The following is a 16,303-nucleotide window of genomic DNA, read 5'->3' as shown; positions in this document are numbered from 1 at the left end:
CCATGCCAAAGCGCCTGCAGGCGCGGCGGCAGAGGCAAGAGAGAATCGCTGTGCTGGCCGAATATTTGCCTTCTCTGCTGTTTCTGATCGTTGCCACCGGTATCGGCATTACGCTGATGCTGGTTGGTCGATTCCTCGGTCCCCGCCGCCCCGATCTGGAAAAGCTGTCGCCGTACGAGTGCGGCTTCGAGGCCTTCGAAGACGCGCGCATGAAGTTCGACGTGCGCTACTACCTGATCGCGATCCAGTTCATCGTCTTCGACCTGGAAATCATCTTCATCGTGCCGTGGACCCAGGTCTTCATGGAGCTGGGCGCCCGTTCGCTCATCACCATGGGCCTGTTCGTCGGCATGCTGTTCCTCGGTTTCATTTACGTCTGGAAGAAGGGAGCGCTGGAATGGGAGTGATTCAGACTCTCGATGGCCTCATGAACAACCCGTCGCCGGAAGGCCGGGTTGATGACATCCTGCGGCCGGAAGGCGACAACCCGCTGCTGGAAAAGGGCTTCGTCACCACCAGCGTCGACGCACTGCTGAACTGGGCGCGCACCGGCTCGATGTGGCCGATGACCTTCGGCCTGGCCTGCTGCGCGGTCGAGATGATGCACGCCGGCGCCGCGCGCCTGGACCTTGACCGTTACGGCGTGGTGTTCCGCCCGTCGCCGCGTCAGTCCGACGTGATGATCGTGGCCGGTACCCTGGTCAACAAGATGGCCCCGGCGCTGCGCAAGGTCTACGACCAGATGCCGGACCCGAAGTGGGTCATCTCGATGGGTAGCTGCGCCAACGGCGGTGGCTATTACCACTACTCCTATTCTGTCGTGCGCGGCTGTGATCGCGTGGTGCCGGTGGACGTCTACGTCCCGGGCTGCCCGCCGACCGCCGAGGCGCTGGTGTACGGGATCCTGCAGCTGCAGAAGAAGATCTGGCGTACACAGACCATCGCCCGCTGACCCCTTCACCTGACAAGAGCGCGCCAAGCCCCCATGGCAGAGCAAGCATCCTTCATCGACCGACTCTCCGCACGTTTCGCTGGTGCGAAGGTCATCGTGGTCGAACCCCGCGGCGAAGTGACGCTGGAAGTGCCTGCCGCCGAGTGGCACGCCACCGCCCTGGCGCTGCGTGACGAGTTTGGTTTCGAGCAGGCCGTGGATCTGTGCGGCGTCGACTACCTCGGTTATGGCTCCGACGAATGGGACACCGCCGACGTGTCCTCGCAGGGCTTCAGCCGTGGCGTCGAAGGCAAGGCCCAGGGCCGCTTCGCGTGGGGCGAGTTCCCCACCGAGGAAAACGGTGCCGACGGTGCCCGCCCGCAGCACATGCCGACCCAGCGTTTCGCCGTGGTCGCCCAGCTGCGTTCGTACCAGCACAACCTGATGATGCACCTGCGCTGCTTCGCCCCTGACGAAGCGCTGCCGCTGGTGTCCTCGCTGACCAGCGTGTGGCCGGGCCTGAACTGGTTCGAGCGCGAAGCGTTCGACCTGTACGGCGTGATCTTCGAAGGCCACCCGGACCTGCGCCGGATCCTGACCGACTACGGTTTCGTCGGCCATCCGTTCCGCAAGGACTTCCCGCTGATCGGCAATGTCGAAGTCCGCTACGACGAAGAAAAGAAGCGCGTGATCTACGAACCGGTCACCTCGGTGGAGCCGCGTGTCGGCGTGCCGCGCGTGATCCGTGACGACGCCCGTCTGCAGACCGCAGCCGGTGAGCGCGCGCAGGAGGCAGTGAAGTGAGCCACGTACACCAGGCCGGCGAAGCGTTCGCCAGCAACGCCGCCGAAAGCCGGCAGGAAATCCGCAACTACACCATGAACTTCGGCCCGCAGCATCCGGCCGCTCACGGTGTGCTGCGCCTGATCCTGGAAATGGACGGCGAAACCATCATGCGTGCCGACCCGCACGTGGGTCTGCTGCACCGTGGCACCGAGAAGCTGGCCGAGTCCAAGCCGTTCAACCAGTCGATCGGCTACATGGATCGCCTCGACTACGTGTCGATGATGTGCAACGAGCACGCCTACGTGCGCGCGATCGAGACCCTGATGGGCATCGAGGCGCCGGAGCGTGCGCAGTACATCCGCACCATGTACGACGAGATCACCCGCATCCTCAACCACCTGATGTGGCTGGGCTCCAACGCGCTCGACCTGGGTGCGATGGCCGTGATGCTGTATGCCTTCCGTGAGCGCGAAGAGCTGATGGACTGCTATGAAGCGGTCTCCGGCGCGCGCATGCACGCGGCGTACTACCGCCCGGGCGGTGTCTACCGCGACCTGCCGGACCACATGCCGAAGTACAAGGAATCGCGCTGGCACAAGGGCAAGGCGCTGAAGCAGCTCAATGCTTCGCGCGAAGGCTCGCTGCTGGACTTCCTGGAGAACTTCACCGTCGAGTTCCCCAAGCGCATCGACGAATACGAAACCCTGCTGACCGACAACCGCATCTGGAAGCAGCGTACCGTCGGCATCGGCGTGGTCACTCCGGAACTGGCGCACCAGTGGGGCATGACCGGCGTGATGCTGCGTGGCTCGGGCGTGGCCTGGGACCTGCGCAAGAAGCGCCCGTACGCCAAGTACGATGCTGTCGATTTCGACATCCCGCTGGGCAAGGAAGGCGACTGCTACGACCGCTACCTGGTCCGCGTCGCCGAAATGCGCGAATCCAACCGCATCATCAAGCAGTGCGTGGCGTGGCTGAAGGCCAACCCCGGCCCGGTCATGGTCAAGAACTTCAAGGTCGCTCCGCCCAAGCGCGAGGACATGAAGGACGACATGGAAGCGCTGATCCACCACTTCAAGCTGTTCAGCGAAGGCTATTGCGTACCGGCGGGTGAAACCTATGCGGCCGTGGAAGCGCCCAAGGGCGAATTCGGCTGCTATCTGGTCTCCGATGGCGCCAACAAGCCCTTCCGCGTGCACCTGCGCGCACCGGGCTTCGCCCACCTGTCCTCGATCGATTCGATCGTGCGCGGCCACATGCTGGCCGACGTGGTGGCGATGATCGGTACCTATGACCTGGTGTTCGGCGAGGTTGACCGGTAATGCCGTCCGCCACGCCAACGCCCGCTGCAGGCAGCCGGCGCAAGCCGGCGCCGCAGTTTCTGGAATTTCACGTTATGCATTTCGCTGAGGTCGGCCGATGAAGGCGACAGGTAATTTCGAGGCGGCGCGCGACGTCGACCCGATGGTGGTGCTGAGCGACAAGACCCGCGCTCACATCGATCACTGGCTGTCCAAGTTCCCGCCGGACCGCAAGCGCTCTGCCGTGCTGCAGGGCCTGCATGCGGCCCAGGAGCAGAACCAGGGCTGGCTGACCGACGAGCTGATCGCCGCCGTCGCCAAGTACCTCGACCTGCCGCCGGTGTGGGCCTACGAGGTCGCCAGCTTCTACTCGATGTTCGAGACCGAGAAGGTGGGCCGCAACAACGTGGCCATCTGCACCAACATCAGCTGCTGGCTCAATGGCGCCGAGGACATCGTCCGCCATTGCGAGAAGAAGCTGGGCATCAAGCACGGTGAATCGACCCCGGACGGCCGCGTCTACCTCAAGCGCGAGGAAGAGTGCCTGGCCGGTTGTGGCGGCGCGCCGATGATGGTCATCAACGGTCACTACCATGAGCGTCTGACCCTGGAAAAGGTCGACGAGCTGCTGGACGGGCTGGAGTAAGGGCATGGCACATCACCACGAATCCAAGGGTCCGGTCGGCCCCGCGCCGCTGCCGCACCAGGTGGTCTACACCACCCTGCATTACGACACGCCGTGGTCGTACGAAAGCTACCTGAAGACCGGTGGCTACGCCGCCCTGCGCAAGATCCTCGAAGAGAAGATCCCGCCGGAGCAGGTCATCGAGATGGTCAAGGCCTCGGGCCTGCGCGGCCGCGGTGGCGCCGGCTTCCCGACCGGCCTGAAGTGGTCCTTCATGCCCAAGGGCAACATGCAGAAGTACATCCTCTGCAACTCGGACGAATCCGAGCCGGGCACGTGCAAGGACCGCGACATCCTGCGTTACAACCCGCATTCGGTGGTGGAAGGCATGGCGATCGCCTGCTACGCCACCGGTTCGACCGTGGGTTACAACTACCTGCGCGGTGAGTTCCACCACGAGCCGTTCGAGCACTTCGAGCAGGCCCTGGCCGACGCCTATGCGAACGGCTGGCTGGGCAAGAACATCCTCGGCAGCGGCGTGGACATCGACATCTACGGTGCGCTGGGCGCCGGCGCGTACATCTGCGGCGAAGAAACCGCGCTGATGGAATCGCTGGAAGGCAAGAAGGGCCAGCCGCGCTACAAGCCGCCGTTCCCGGCCAATTTCGGCCTGTACGGCAAGCCGTCGACGATCAACAACACCGAAACCTACGGTTCGGTGCCGGCGATCATCCGCAACGGTCCGGAGTGGTTCAAGGGCCTGAGCCTGACCGCCAACGGCGGTCCGAAGTGCTTCTCGGTGTCCGGCTGCGTGCAGAACGGCGGCAACTTCGAAGTGCCGCTCGGCACCAAATTCCACGACCTGCTGGAAATGGCCGGTGGCCTGCGTCCGGGCCGCACGCTGAAGGGCGCGATCCCGGGCGGCGTGTCGATGCCGGTGCTGACCGCGGCCGAGCTGGAGGACCTGCCGATGGACTACGACACCATCCGTGCACTGGGCTCCGGCCTGGGTTCGGGCGCGATCGTGGTGCTCGACGACAGCGTCTGCTGCGTCAAGTTCGCCTGCCGCATCAGCCAGTTCTTCCACAAGGAATCCTGCGGCCAGTGCACCCCGTGCCGTGAAGGTACCGGCTGGATGCACCGCGTGCTGGAGCGCATCGTCGCCGGCAAGGCCACGATGGAAGACCTGCACCAGCTGAAGGCGGTGGCGGGGCAGATCGAAGGCCACACCATCTGTGCGTTCGGTGAAGCGGCTGCATGGCCCATCCAGGGCTTCCTGCGCCAGTTCTGGGACGAATTCGAGTACTACATCGTCAACGGTCATTCGATGGTTGACGGCAAGAAGGTGGAGGCAGCCGCCGCATGAGCGCGCAACCCGTAAACCCGAACGTGCCACCGGATCACGTGACCATCGAGATCGATGGCAAGTCGCTGGTCGTGCCCAAGGGTTCGATGATCATCCAGGCGGCCGACAAGGCCGGTATTCCGATTCCGCGCTTCTGCTACCACGAGAAGCTGCCGATCGCCGCCAACTGCCGCATGTGCCTGGTGGACGTGGAGAAGTCGCCGAAGCCGGCGCCGGCCTGCGCCACCCCGGTGATGGACGGCATGAAGGTCGCCACCCGTAGCGAAAAGGCACTGAAGTTCCAGCGCTCGGTGATGGAGTTCCTGCTCATCAACCACCCGCTGGACTGCCCGATCTGCGATCAGGGCGGCGAGTGCGAGCTGCAGGACGTGTCGTTGGGCTATGGCCGTTCGGTCAGCCGCTTCAACGAGCGCAAGCGCGTGGTGCCGGACGAGGACATGGGCCCGCTGGTCGCCACCGAGATGACCCGCTGCATCCAGTGCACCCGCTGCGTCCGCTTCACCGCCGACGTTGCCGGTACCTACGAACTGGGTGGCATGTACCGCGGTGAGAACCTGCAGATCGGCACCTTCGACGGCAAGCCGCTGACCACCGAGCTGTCCGGCAACGTCGTCGACGTCTGCCCGGTCGGCGCGCTGACCAACAAGGTGTTCCAGTTCCGCGCCCGTCCGTGGGAACTGACCGCGCGCGAATCGCTGGGCTACCACGACGCGATGGGTTCGAACCTGTTCCTGCACGTGCGTCGCGGTGAAGTGCTGCGCACCGTGCCGCGCGACAACGAAGCGGTGAACGAGTGCTGGCTGTCCGACCGTGACCGCTACTCGCACCAGGGCCTGTACAGCGAAGACCGTGCGGTCAAGCCGCTGCGCAAGGTCAATGGCGAGTGGAAGGAAGTGAGCTGGGCCGAAGGCCTGGCCGCGGCCGCCGAGATCCTCAAGGCCAACCAGGGCGACAACCTGGGCGTGCTGGTGCACCCGTCCACCTCCAACGAGGAAGGTGCGTTGCTGGCCCGCCTGGCCAAGGGCCTGGGCACGGGCAACATCGACCACCGCATCAACAACCGCGATTTCTCCGACGCCGCAACCGCCGAAGTGTTCGGCCTGCCGCTGGCCGAAATCGAAGGCGCTGACCGCATCGTCGTTCTGGGCAGCAACATCCGCCACGAACTGCCGCTGCTGCACGCCCGCCTGCGCAAGGCGCAGACCACCAAGGGCGCGAAGATCCATGTCGTCAACCCGGTGGACTTCGACTTCGCCTTCAGCATCGCCGGCAAGCAGATCGTCGCACCGTCCAAGTTCGTCGACGCGCTGGCCAACGCCGAGCTGCGTTCGGCAGTGCAGGGCGGCAACAACACCGTGCTGATCGTCGGTGGCATCGCCGAAAACCACCCGCAGGCTGCCGCGATCCGCGCTGCTGCGCGTGAGTTCGCCGCCGCCACCGGTGCCAAGCTGTGCCGCATCCCGCAGGGCGCCAACGCCGTTGGCCTGACCCGCGCCGGTGTGCTGCCGGCCGGCAAGGACGTCGCCGCGATGCTGGCGCAGCCGCGCCAGGCCTATGTGGTGTACGGCCTTGAGCCGGGCCTGGACTTCGCCGATGCACCTGCCGCGCGCAAGGCGCTGGCCGGTGCCCAGGTGGTGGCTTTCAGCCAGTTCGCCTGTGCCTCGACCCGCGACGTCGCCGACGTGATCCTGCCGATCGGTGCGCTGCCGGAAATCGACGCCACCCTGACCAACCTTGATGGTCGCGAGCAGTCGGCCCGTGCCGGCGGCAAGCTGCCGGGCGAGGCCCGTGAAGGCTGGCGCGTGCTGCGCGCCCTGGGCGGCGAGCTGGCCGTGGCCGGTTTCGACTTCACCGACCTGGCCGGCCTGCGCGCCAGCCTGGCCCCGGTACCGGTCACCGTTGCCGCTTCGGCGCAGCCGGTGGTTGCCGGCGAAGGCCTGGAAGTGGCTTCGACCGCCGCGATCTACCGCACCGATGCGGTGGTCCGTCGCGCCCCGGCGCTGCAGTCGCATCCGCTCAACAACGCCCCGCGCATCGTGCTGAACGCTGAAGATGCCGCTCGCCTGCAGCTGCAGGAAGGGCAGATGGCCAAGGTCGGCACCGATGCCGGCAAGGCCACCCTGCCGGTGGTGGTCGACGCCCGCGTCGCTGCGGGTTCGGTCTGGATTGAATCGGGCCACGGCGCGACCGCGCCGCTGGGTGCCGCTCGCGTATCGGTGGTGGCTGCATGAACGAATTGCTGTTGAACGCGGTCGACCCGCTGCACCAGTGGCTGCTGGGCCTCGGTGACATCGGCGCGCTGATCTGGATCATCCTGAAGATCCTGGTGATCGCCGTTCCGGTGATCATCTCGGTGGCCTTCTACGTGGTCTGGGAACGCAAGCTGATCGGCTGGATGCACGTCCGCCACGGCCCGATGTACGTGGGCATGGGCATCTTCCAGGCCTTCGCCGACGTCTTCAAGCTGCTGTTCAAGGAAGTGGTCCAGCCGAGCAGCGCCAACAAGGCGATCTACCTGCTGGCCCCGCTGATCACCCTTGCCCCGGCCTTCGCGGCCTGGTCGGTGGTGCCCTTCGATTCGCAGATCGTGCTGTCCAATGCCAATGCCGGCCTGCTGTACCTGCTGGCGATGACCTCGCTGGGCATCTACGGCATCATCCTGGCCGGTTGGGCGTCCAACTCGAAGTATGCGTTCCTGGGTGCGATGCGCGCCTCGGCGCAGATGATCAGCTACGAAATCGCCATGGGCTTCGCCCTGGTCGGCGTGATGATCGCCTCGGGCAGCCTGAACCTGAGCAACATCGTGATGGCGCAGGCCGGCAGTTCCGGCTTCTTCGACTGGTTCCTGCTGCCGCTGTTCCCGCTGTTCGTCATCTACTGGGTCTCGGGCGTGGCTGAAACCAACCGCGCGCCGTTCGACGTGGTGGAAGGCGAATCGGAAATCGTCGCCGGCCACATGGTCGAATACTCCGGCGGTGCCTTCGCCCTGTTCTTCCTGGCCGAATACGCGAACATGATCCTGATCAGCTTCCTGATCTCGATCTTCTTCCTCGGCGGCTGGCTGAGCCCGGTCCAGGGCTGGGTCAACTTCGGCGATGTCTCGCCGCTGGTCGACTGGATCTGGAAGGGGGGCGCGCCGTGGCTGTTCGTCAAGGTGTTCTTCTTCGCCAGTGCCTACATCTGGTTCCGTGCCAGCTTCCCGCGCTTCCGCTACGACCAGATCATGCGCCTGGGCTGGAAGGTCTTCATCCCGCTGGCCATTCTGTGGATCGCGGTTACCGCCGTCATGGTGTTCTTCGGCGTGATTCAAAAGGGCGTCTAAAGTGATGAACAGGATTACCCATTACTTCAAGAGCCTGCTGCTGCTCGAACTGCTGGCGGGCCTCTGGCTGACGCTGAAGTACAGCTTCAAGCCGAAGTACACGATGATGTACCCGATGGAGAAGTTCCCGCAGTCGCCGCGCTTCCGTGGCCTGCATGCGCTGCGCCGTTATCCCAACGGCGAAGAGCGCTGCATCGCCTGCAAGCTGTGCGAAGCGGTGTGCCCGGCGCTGGCCATCACCATCGACTCGGCCAAGCGCGAGGACGGCACCCGCCGCACCACGCGTTATGACATCGACCTGTTCAAGTGCATCTTCTGTGGCTTCTGTGAGGAAAGCTGCCCGGTGGACTCGATCGTCGAAACCCACATCCTCGAGTACCACTTCGAGAATCGTGGCGAAAACATCGTTACCAAGCCGCAGCTGCTGGCCCTGGGCGACCGTCTCGAAAACGAGATCGCCGAGCGTCGCGCCGCCGATGCCGCTTACCGCTGAGGTCGAGAGATGGATTGGGTAAATATCGCTTTCTGGGTGTTCGCCATCGCGGCAACGGTTTCGGCCGGTGCGGTGATCAGCGTGCGCAACCCGGTTCACGCCGTGCTCTGCCTGGTGCTGACCTTCTTCTCCATCGCCTGCGTGTGGCTGCTGGTGGGCGCCGAGTTCCTCGGTGTGGCGCTGGTGCTGGTCTACGTCGGTGCGGTGATGGTGCTGTTCCTGTTCGTGGTGATGATGCTGGACATCGACCCCACCAAGCTGCGTGAGGGCTGGGTGCGCTACCTGCCGGTCGGCCTGATTGTCGCGGTCGCGATGCTGGCGCAGATGCTGATCCTGATCGGGGTCAAGGCGCGTTCGGTCACGCCGTTCCCGGCCGACAACGCCGCTGCGGTCGCCGCCGACAGCTCCAACATCACCTGGCTGGCACGCACGCTGTTCACCGAGTACCTGCTGCCGTTCGAGTTCGCCGCCGTCATCCTGACCGTGGCCGTGGTAGCCGCCGTGATGCTGACCCTGCGTCGCCGTACCGGCGTGAAGAGCCAGAACCCGGGCCAGCAGACCATGGTCAAGGCCGGCCAGCGCCTGCGCATGGTCAAGATGGGTGCCGAAGCACCGGTCGTGCACAGCAACAGCAAGCCGGTCGCCGGCGAGGAGACCCAGCCGTGATTACCCTTGGCCATATCCTCGCGCTGGGCGCGGTGCTGTTCGCCATCAGCCTGGCCGGTATCTTCCTCAACCGGAAGAACGTCATCGTCCTGCTGATGTCGATCGAGCTGATGCTGCTGTCGGTGAACATCAATTTCGTCGGCTTCTCGCGTCAGCTGGGCGATCCGTCCGGCCAGCTGTTCGTGTTCTTCATCCTGACCGTCGCCGCCGCGGAAGCCGCCATCGGCCTGGCGATCCTGGTGACCCTGTTCCGTACACGCCGCACGATCAATGTCGGCGAAGTCGATTCGTTGAAGGGCTGATCCACAGATGGAAATCACTCTCTCCAAGAGTCTGTTGATCGCAGTGGTGCTCGCACCGCTGTTCGGCAGCATCATCGCCGGCCTGTTCGGTCGCCAGGTCAAGCGCTTCGGCGCGCAGACCATCACCATCCTCGGCGTCGCGGTGGCCTGCGGCCTGTCGATGTATACGCTCTACCAGCTGCTGTGGGGCGGGGCGCAGCCGTTCAACCAGAACATCTACACGTTCTTCGAAGTCGGCCAGTACTCGGCCCACGTCGGTTTCATGGTCGACAAGCTGACCGCGATGATGATGGTGGTGGTGACCTTCGTGTCGCTGCTGGTCCACATCTACACGATCGGCTACATGCAGGACGATCCGGGCTACCAGCGGTTCTTCAGCTACATCTCGCTGTTCACCTTCTCGATGCTCACCCTGGTGATGAGCAACAACTTCCTGCAGCTGTTCTTCGGCTGGGAAGCGGTGGGCCTGGTGTCGTACCTGCTGATCGGCTTCTGGTTCAAGCGCCCGACCGCGATCTTCGCCAACATGAAGGCGTTCCTGGTCAACCGCGTCGGTGACTTCGGCTTCCTGCTGGGCATCGCCGGCGTGCTGTGGGTGTTCGGCACCCTGGACTACTCGCAGGTGTTCTCGCAGGCCGGCATGCTGGCCGACCCGCGCGCCCAGCTGCAGATCTGGGACGGCACGCTGCTGGGCATGCAGCTGCTGAACGAGCCGGTGATCTGGTCGATCGCCACCGTCATCTGCATCTGCCTGTTCATCGGTGCCATGGGCAAGTCGGCCCAGGTCCCGCTGCACGTGTGGCTGCCGGACTCGATGGAAGGCCCGACCCCGATCTCGGCACTGATCCACGCCGCGACGATGGTGACCGCCGGTATCTTCATGGTCACCCGCATGTCGCCGCTGTTCGAGCTGTCGCAGACCGCGCTGAACTTCGTGCTGTTCATCGGTGCCACCACCGCGTTCTTCACCGGCCTGATCGGCATCGTGCAGAACGACATCAAGCGCGTGGTCGCGTACTCGACTCTGTCGCAGCTGGGCTACATGACGGTTGCGCTGGGCGTGTCGGCCTATTCGGCTGCCGTGTTCCACCTGATGACCCACGCCTTCTTCAAGGCCCTGCTGTTCCTGGGCGCCGGCTCGGTCATCATCGCGATGCACCACGAGCAGGACATGCGCAAGATGGGCGGCCTGCGCAAGTACATGCCGATCACCTTCATCACCATGTGGATCGGTACCCTGGCGCTGGTCGGCACGCCGTTCTTCTCCGGCTTCTACTCGAAGGACACCATCATCGAGGCGGCCGAGCTGCACGCGCACCTGTCCAACAGCTGGGTGGCCACCTATGGCTACTGGGCGGTGCTGGGTGGCGTGATCGTCACCAGCTTCTACAGCTTCCGCCTGCTGTTCCTGACCTTCCACGGCAAGGAGCGTTTCCGCGACGCGCATGACGATCACGGCCACGGCCATGACGATCACCACGCCGCCGACGCCCACCACGGCGATGCACACCATGGTGATGGCCACGACGACCACGGCCATGGCCACGGTCCGCACGAGCCGCACGAAACCCCGTGGGTGGTGACCCTGCCGCTGATCCTGCTGGCCATCCCGTCGATCGCCATCGGTTTCTTCAGCATCGGCCCGATGCTGTACGGCACCGACTGGGCCGGCAACCACGCGCACGATGCCATCAAGGGCCAGGCGCACACGTTCTTCACCGGCATCGTCGACTTCTACGATCCGGCCAAGAACACCATCGGCTTCCTGGGTGAGGAGTTCCATGGCCCGGTCGCCTTCGCGCTGCATGGCATGATGGCTCCGGCGTTCATGCTGACCGTTGCGGGCTTCCTGCTGGCCGCACTGTTCTACCTGTGGAAGCCGGACCTGTCGGGCAAGGCCCGCAAGACCTTTGCTCCGCTGGTGTCGGTACTGGAAAACAAGTACGGCTTCGACAAGCTGTGGATCGATGGCTTTGCCGGTGGCAGCGTCAAGCTGGGCAAGGTCTCGCGCTGGGTCGACAGCAACATCGTCGACGGCGTGGTCAATCTCTCGGCACGTGTTGTGGACGTCGCAGCCGGCGTGCTGCGTCGTACCCAATCCGGTTTCCTCTATCACTACGCCTTCGCGATGATCATCGGCCTGATTGCCCTGCTGGGCGTGCTGATGCATTACCTGCGTTGATGACCTGTACGGAATAAGAAGACGTGTCGAACTGGCCTCTACTCAGTGTCCTCATCTGGCTGCCGATCATCGGTGGTGCCCTGATCCTTTCGATCCGTGATGCGCAGACCGCCCGCTGGGCGTCGCTGGGCGTAGCGGTGCTGACCTTCGTGGCGAGCCTCTCGCTGCTGAGCGGCTACAACGCAGGCGTCGATGGTCTGCAGTTCGTCGAGACCCATGCCTGGATCCCGGCGTACAAGATCGGCTACAACCTGGGCGTGGACGGCATTGCCGTGGCGCTGATCCTGCTGACCACCCTGGTCAGCGTGCTTGCCCTGATCGGCGCCTGGAGCGCCATCGACAAGCGCGTGAACCAGTACGTGGCGGCCTTCCTGATCCTGGAAGGTGTCACCGTCGGCATCTTCGCCGCGACGGACGCGATGCTGTTCTACGTGTTCTTCGAAGCGATGCTGATCCCGATGTTCCTGATCATCGGTGTCTGGGGCGGTCCGCGCCGCATCTACGCCGCGCTGAAGTTCTTCCTGTACACCTTCCTCGGCTCGGTGCTGATGCTGGTGGCGCTGATCTACCTGTACATGAAGGGCGGCAGCTTCCAGCTGGCCGACCTGTACGCGCTGCCGCTGTCGGCCAAGGAGCAGACCTGGATCTTCTTCGCCTTCCTGATCGCCTTCGCGGTCAAGGTGCCGATGTTCCCGGTCCACACCTGGCTGCCGGACGCCCACGTGGAAGCGCCGACCGCCGGTTCGGTGATCCTGGCCGCGATCGCCCTGAAGATCGGTGGCTACGGCTTCCTGCGCTTCAACCTGCCGATCGTCCCGGACGCGTCGCAGGAGTGGGCCTGGCTGGTGATCGCACTGTCGCTGATCGCGGTGATCTACGTCGGCCTGGTCGCCCTGGTGCAGGACGACATGAAGAAGCTGATCGCCTATTCGTCGATCGCGCACATGGGCTTTGTCACCCTGGGCACCTTCATCGCCCTGTGGCTGGTGCGCGAAGCCGGCAACGCCGATGCCGCCCGCCTGGGCCTGCAGGGCGCCATGGTGCAGATGATCTCGCACGGCTTCGTGTCCGGCGCGATGTTCTCCTGCGTCGGCGTGCTGTACGACCGCATGCACAGCCGCCGCATCGCCGATTACGGCGGCGTGGTCAACGTGATGCCGTGGTTCGCCACCTTCGCGATGCTGTTCTTCATGGCCAACGCGGGCCTGCCGGGTACCAGCGGTTTCGTTGGCGAGTTCATGGTCATCCTCTCGGCCTTCCAGCGTAATCCGTGGATCGCCCTGGGCGCGGCCACCACCTTGATCATCGGCGCCGCCTACACCCTGTGGCTGTACAAGCGCATCTTCTTCGGTGAAGTGGCCAACAGCCATGTTGCCGAACTGAAGGACATCAACGGCCGCGAATGGCTGGTGCTGGGCGTGTTCGCCATCGGCGTGCTGGCCCTGGGCATCTACCCCAAGCCGCTGACCGACCTGATGGAGCCCTCGATCGCGAAGCTGGCGATGCAGATCGCATCCAGCAAGCTGCTGTAATTCCAGGATTTGATGATGACCACCTCGCCGCTGCTGCCATTGACCGCCGCTGACCTGCCACCGCTCGCTCCCGAGCTGGTGCTGATCGGCAGCGCCTTCGCCCTGATGATCCTCGACCTGTTCGTCAGCAACCGGAACAAGATCGTCACCCACCTGTTCTCGCTCGCTGCGCTGGCCGTGGTGCTGTTCATGCTGGCCACCGGCGTGGGCGGGCAGGGGGAGGTCTTCCATGGCATGTTCGTGCGCGATACCGCCGCGGACGTGATGAAGACCGGGATCGTGCTGCTCAGCGGCCTGACCCTGGTCTACGGCTGGCGCTACCTGCGTGATCGCGACCTGTTCCAGGGCGAGATCCCGGTGCTGATCCTGTTCGGCACCGCCGGCATGATGATCCTGGTCTCGGCCGGCAGCCTGCTGATGGTCTACCTGGGCCTGGAACTGCTGGCGCTGTGCTCCTACGCCCTGGTCGCCAGCAACCGCGAAAGCGGCCTGGCCTCGGAAGCGGCGATGAAGTACATCGTGCTGGGTTCGCTGGCCTCGGGCCTGCTGCTCTACGGCATGTCGCTGATCTACGGCGCCACCGGCAGCCTGCACCTGGATGTGATCCGCGAGGCCATCCCGCACTCGGAAGAGCGCGTGCTGCTGATCACCGGTGCGGTGTTCATGATCGCCGGCGTCGCCTTCAAGCTGGGTGCCGCGCCGTTCCACATGTGGCTGCCGGACGTGTACCAGGGTGCCCCGGCACCGATCGCACTGTTCATCAGCTCGGCGCCGAAGCTGGCCGCGTTCGGCATGGCCTACCGCCTGCTGGAAATGGGCGTGGGCCCGCTGTCGACCGAACTGCAGCTGCTGATTGCCGGCCTGGCCGCGGTATCGCTGGTCATCGGCAACCTGATGGCCATCGCGCAGAGCAACCTCAAGCGCATGCTGGCGTTCTCCACCGTCTCGCACATCGGCTTCCTGCTGATGGGCATCGCCGGTGGCGGTTCGCAGGGCTACGCCGCCGCGCTGTTCTACGCACTGGCTTACGCGATCATGTCCACCGCCGCCTTCGGCGCGATCATCGCGCTGTCGCGTGCCGGCTTTGAAGCCGAGAACATCGAGGACTTCAAGGGCCTGAACGCCCGCAACCCGTGGATGGCCGGCCTGGTGCTGTGCATCATGGCGTCGCTGGCCGGCATCCCGCCGTTCCTGGGCTTCTGGACCAAGCTGGCGGTGCTGGGCGCGGCCGTCAACGGCGGCCTGCTGTGGCTGGCCATCCTCGGCGTGCTGTGCGCCGTCGTCGGCTGCTTCTACTACCTGCGCGTCATCAAGGTCATGTACTTCGATGAGCCGGTGGGCGAGGCCATGCCGCGCAGCAACGACCGCGTGCTGGGCGTGGTGCTGGGCGTGAATGCCCTGGCGCTGCTCGCGCTGGGCCTGGCCTGGAACCCGATCATGGTCTGGTGCCAGCAGGCATTTGCGCATCTTGCATGAAAGTTGACACAAAGCTGCGCGATTCGTGTAATATGCGCAGCCTGAGTTGTCACTGCAGCGGTTCAGCCAGAACATCGTTGCGGTAGCCCTCCTCGAAAGAGCAGGGCAGCAGTTCAAACACTTCCGGTGCGGGGTGGAGCAGTCTGGCAGCTCGTCGGGCTCATAACCCGAAGGTCGCAGGTTCAAATCCTGCCCCCGCTACCAACGTCGGATCGGCGCCAACCGGTTCGATGAATGAGGGAAAGCTTGCATTTGTCGCAGCAATGCCTCATGATTCCGCTTCTGATGCGGGGTGGAGCAGTCTGGCAGCTCGTCGGGCTCATAACCCGAAGGTCGCAGGTTCAAATCCTGCCCCCGCTACCAAGTAAAGAGATCGCCTTCGAAGTCCTGCTTCGAGGGCGTTTTTCTTTGGGGTCTGCGTTGTTTCTGCGTGATCGGGGTCAGATCCCTTATCCACGGGAAAAGGGATCTGACCCGGGTCCGCACCTTGCACCAGCGCGGTGCAGTCGCTATCATCAGCGGCCTAGCAGTACCCCTGAAGGCGGCCTCCCAGCGGGAGTCCGGACCCGGAAGGAGGGCCGCAACCGGCAGGCAATGCAGGTTGCAACCGGAATCCAGTCACCGGAGTCTTTCCGGAAAAGGGGCCCAACGGGCCCTTTGTCGTTTCCGGGGCGTCACGTTTCCACGCCGGCCAAGGCCGGCACCCAACCATAGAGATCAAGGCAGGCTGTGAGCGACAAGGCAACCGACATCGCGAATCTGCTCGCCCCGACCGTTGTGTCGCTGGGCCTGGAGCTGCTGGGCGTTGAGTATCTGCCGGCCCCCGGCGGTGCGACCCTGCGCCTTTACATCGACGTGCCGCTGGCTGAACAGCCCGAGCGCATCATCAATGTCGACGACTGCGAGCGGGTCAGCCGCGAAGTGTCGGCGCAGCTGGACGTCGAGGACCCGATCAGCGGCAATTACACGCTGGAAGTGTCCTCGCCGGGCGTCGACCGTCCTCTGTTCAGCCTGGAGCAGTTCGGCCGTCACCTCGGCGAATCGGCGAAGGTCACGCTGAAGCTGCCGCAGGACAACCGTCGTCGCCTGCAGGGTCGTATCGAGGCGACCGACGAGGCGGCGGGGACCATCACTTTCATCGTCGACAAGGCCGAAGTGGTCGTGTCGGCCGACAACATCGACAAGGCACGGATCATGCCCGACTGGGTGGCGCTGGGGCTGGCCCCGAGCAAGCCGACCGGTCCGGCACCGAAGCGTCCGAAGCCGAACACGAATTCTTCTTCCAACGAGCCGGCGGCAAAGAAGCCGCGCGCGGAGTGAG

At 64.5% G+C, this 16,303-nt stretch carries 15 protein-coding genes and 2 tRNA genes; all 17 read left to right on the top strand.

The genetic code is table 11. From position 1 onward, the window contains the following. The first annotated feature begins 50 nt into the window (after positions 1–50). The 17 genes from AC5QAB_RS01430 (at position 51) to rimP (ending at position 16,302) form a co-directional block, all read left to right on the top strand. Positions 51–407, top strand: coding sequence for an NADH-quinone oxidoreductase subunit A (locus tag AC5QAB_RS01430; protein ID WP_008265012.1), 357 nt, complete (start codon positions 51–53; stop codon positions 405–407). After that, positions 398–952 carry a NuoB/complex I 20 kDa subunit family protein gene (locus tag AC5QAB_RS01425; RefSeq protein WP_005417936.1) on the top strand — a complete coding sequence of 185 codons (555 nt, stop codon included), beginning with the start codon at positions 398–400 and terminating at the stop codon, positions 950–952. The genes AC5QAB_RS01430 and AC5QAB_RS01425 overlap by 10 nt, the downstream gene beginning before the upstream one ends. Positions 953–985: 33 nt before the next feature. Then, on the top strand, positions 986–1,735 hold the full coding sequence (locus tag AC5QAB_RS01420) for an NADH-quinone oxidoreductase subunit C (protein ID WP_197561162.1): 750 nt from the start codon (positions 986–988) through the stop codon (positions 1,733–1,735). Then, the gene (locus AC5QAB_RS01415; RefSeq protein WP_032957439.1) at positions 1,732–3,039 is read left to right on the top strand and encodes an NADH-quinone oxidoreductase subunit D; all 1,308 of its coding nucleotides are present in this window, start codon (positions 1,732–1,734) and stop codon (positions 3,037–3,039) included. Before AC5QAB_RS01420 ends, AC5QAB_RS01415 begins: the two co-directional genes overlap by 4 nt. A gap of 97 nt (positions 3,040–3,136) precedes the next feature. Further along, entirely contained in the window at positions 3,137–3,664 is a 528-nt protein-coding gene (nuoE, locus tag AC5QAB_RS01410; protein WP_014647867.1) for an NADH-quinone oxidoreductase subunit NuoE, read from the top strand. 4 nt (positions 3,665–3,668) lie between these two features. Then, positions 3,669–5,009 (top strand): NADH-quinone oxidoreductase subunit NuoF, encoded by a 1,341-nt coding sequence (gene nuoF / locus AC5QAB_RS01405; RefSeq protein ID WP_014647866.1) that lies wholly within the window; start codon positions 3,669–3,671, stop codon positions 5,007–5,009. After that, positions 5,006–7,240 (top strand): NADH-quinone oxidoreductase subunit NuoG, encoded by a 2,235-nt coding sequence (nuoG, locus tag AC5QAB_RS01400; protein ID WP_049442381.1) that lies wholly within the window; start codon positions 5,006–5,008, stop codon positions 7,238–7,240. The genes nuoF and nuoG overlap by 4 nt, the downstream gene beginning before the upstream one ends. Next, positions 7,237–8,331 carry an NADH-quinone oxidoreductase subunit NuoH gene (gene nuoH, locus AC5QAB_RS01395; protein WP_014037948.1) on the top strand — a complete coding sequence of 365 codons (1,095 nt, stop codon included), beginning with the start codon at positions 7,237–7,239 and terminating at the stop codon, positions 8,329–8,331. Before nuoG ends, nuoH begins: the two co-directional genes overlap by 4 nt. Positions 8,332–8,335: 4 nt before the next feature. Then, positions 8,336–8,824, top strand: coding sequence for an NADH-quinone oxidoreductase subunit NuoI (gene nuoI / locus AC5QAB_RS01390; RefSeq protein WP_005410456.1), 489 nt, complete (start codon positions 8,336–8,338; stop codon positions 8,822–8,824). Positions 8,825–8,833: 9 nt separating this feature from the next. Further along, entirely contained in the window at positions 8,834–9,490 is a 657-nt protein-coding gene (locus AC5QAB_RS01385) for an NADH-quinone oxidoreductase subunit J (protein WP_014647864.1), read from the top strand. Further along, positions 9,487–9,792 carry an NADH-quinone oxidoreductase subunit NuoK gene (gene nuoK, locus AC5QAB_RS01380; protein WP_005417921.1) on the top strand — a complete coding sequence of 102 codons (306 nt, stop codon included), beginning with the start codon at positions 9,487–9,489 and terminating at the stop codon, positions 9,790–9,792. Before AC5QAB_RS01385 ends, nuoK begins: the two co-directional genes overlap by 4 nt. Before the next feature lie 7 nt (positions 9,793–9,799). Next, entirely contained in the window at positions 9,800–11,974 is a 2,175-nt protein-coding gene (nuoL, locus tag AC5QAB_RS01375) for an NADH-quinone oxidoreductase subunit L (protein ID WP_197561161.1), read from the top strand. A 23-nt stretch (positions 11,975–11,997) separates the two neighbouring features. Next, positions 11,998–13,506 carry an NADH-quinone oxidoreductase subunit M gene (locus AC5QAB_RS01370; RefSeq protein WP_495233116.1) on the top strand — a complete coding sequence of 503 codons (1,509 nt, stop codon included), beginning with the start codon at positions 11,998–12,000 and terminating at the stop codon, positions 13,504–13,506. 15 nt (positions 13,507–13,521) lie between these two features. After that, positions 13,522–14,982, top strand: a complete 1,461-nt coding sequence (nuoN, locus tag AC5QAB_RS01365) for an NADH-quinone oxidoreductase subunit NuoN (protein ID WP_032957446.1) — start codon at positions 13,522–13,524, stop codon at positions 14,980–14,982. Positions 14,983–15,109: 127 nt separating this feature from the next. After that, positions 15,110–15,186 (top strand) — tRNA-Met (locus AC5QAB_RS01360). 82 nt (positions 15,187–15,268) lie between these two features. Then, positions 15,269–15,345, top strand: a tRNA-Met gene (locus tag AC5QAB_RS01355). A 366-nt stretch (positions 15,346–15,711) separates the two neighbouring features. Continuing rightward, positions 15,712–16,302, top strand: a complete 591-nt coding sequence (gene rimP / locus AC5QAB_RS01350; protein ID WP_014647860.1) for a ribosome maturation factor RimP — start codon at positions 15,712–15,714, stop codon at positions 16,300–16,302. Position 16,303 lies beyond the last annotated feature (1 nt).

The sequence above is a fragment of the Stenotrophomonas sp. YJH_SMC_127 genome (genome assembly GCF_059372445.1).
This window is presented reverse-complemented; position numbering and strand designations above follow the sequence as displayed.

Excerpts from the sequence above, each read along its gene's own strand:
- AC5QAB_RS01425 (WP_005417936.1), top strand. The coding sequence starts at position 398 with ATGGGAGTGATTCAGACTCTCGATGGCCTCATGAACAACCCGTCGCCG.
- AC5QAB_RS01420 (WP_197561162.1), top strand. The coding sequence starts at position 986 with ATGGCAGAGCAAGCATCCTTCATCGACCGACTCTCCGCACGTTTCGCT.
- nuoE (WP_014647867.1), top strand. The coding sequence starts at position 3,137 with ATGAAGGCGACAGGTAATTTCGAGGCGGCGCGCGACGTCGACCCGATG.
- nuoF (WP_014647866.1), top strand. The coding sequence starts at position 3,669 with ATGGCACATCACCACGAATCCAAGGGTCCGGTCGGCCCCGCGCCGCTG.
- nuoG (WP_049442381.1), top strand. The coding sequence starts at position 5,006 with ATGAGCGCGCAACCCGTAAACCCGAACGTGCCACCGGATCACGTGACC.
- nuoH (WP_014037948.1), top strand. The coding sequence starts at position 7,237 with ATGAACGAATTGCTGTTGAACGCGGTCGACCCGCTGCACCAGTGGCTG.
- nuoI (WP_005410456.1), top strand. The coding sequence starts at position 8,336 with ATGAACAGGATTACCCATTACTTCAAGAGCCTGCTGCTGCTCGAACTG.
- AC5QAB_RS01385 (WP_014647864.1), top strand. The coding sequence starts at position 8,834 with ATGGATTGGGTAAATATCGCTTTCTGGGTGTTCGCCATCGCGGCAACG.
- nuoL (WP_197561161.1), top strand. The coding sequence starts at position 9,800 with ATGGAAATCACTCTCTCCAAGAGTCTGTTGATCGCAGTGGTGCTCGCA.
- nuoN (WP_032957446.1), top strand. The coding sequence starts at position 13,522 with ATGACCACCTCGCCGCTGCTGCCATTGACCGCCGCTGACCTGCCACCG.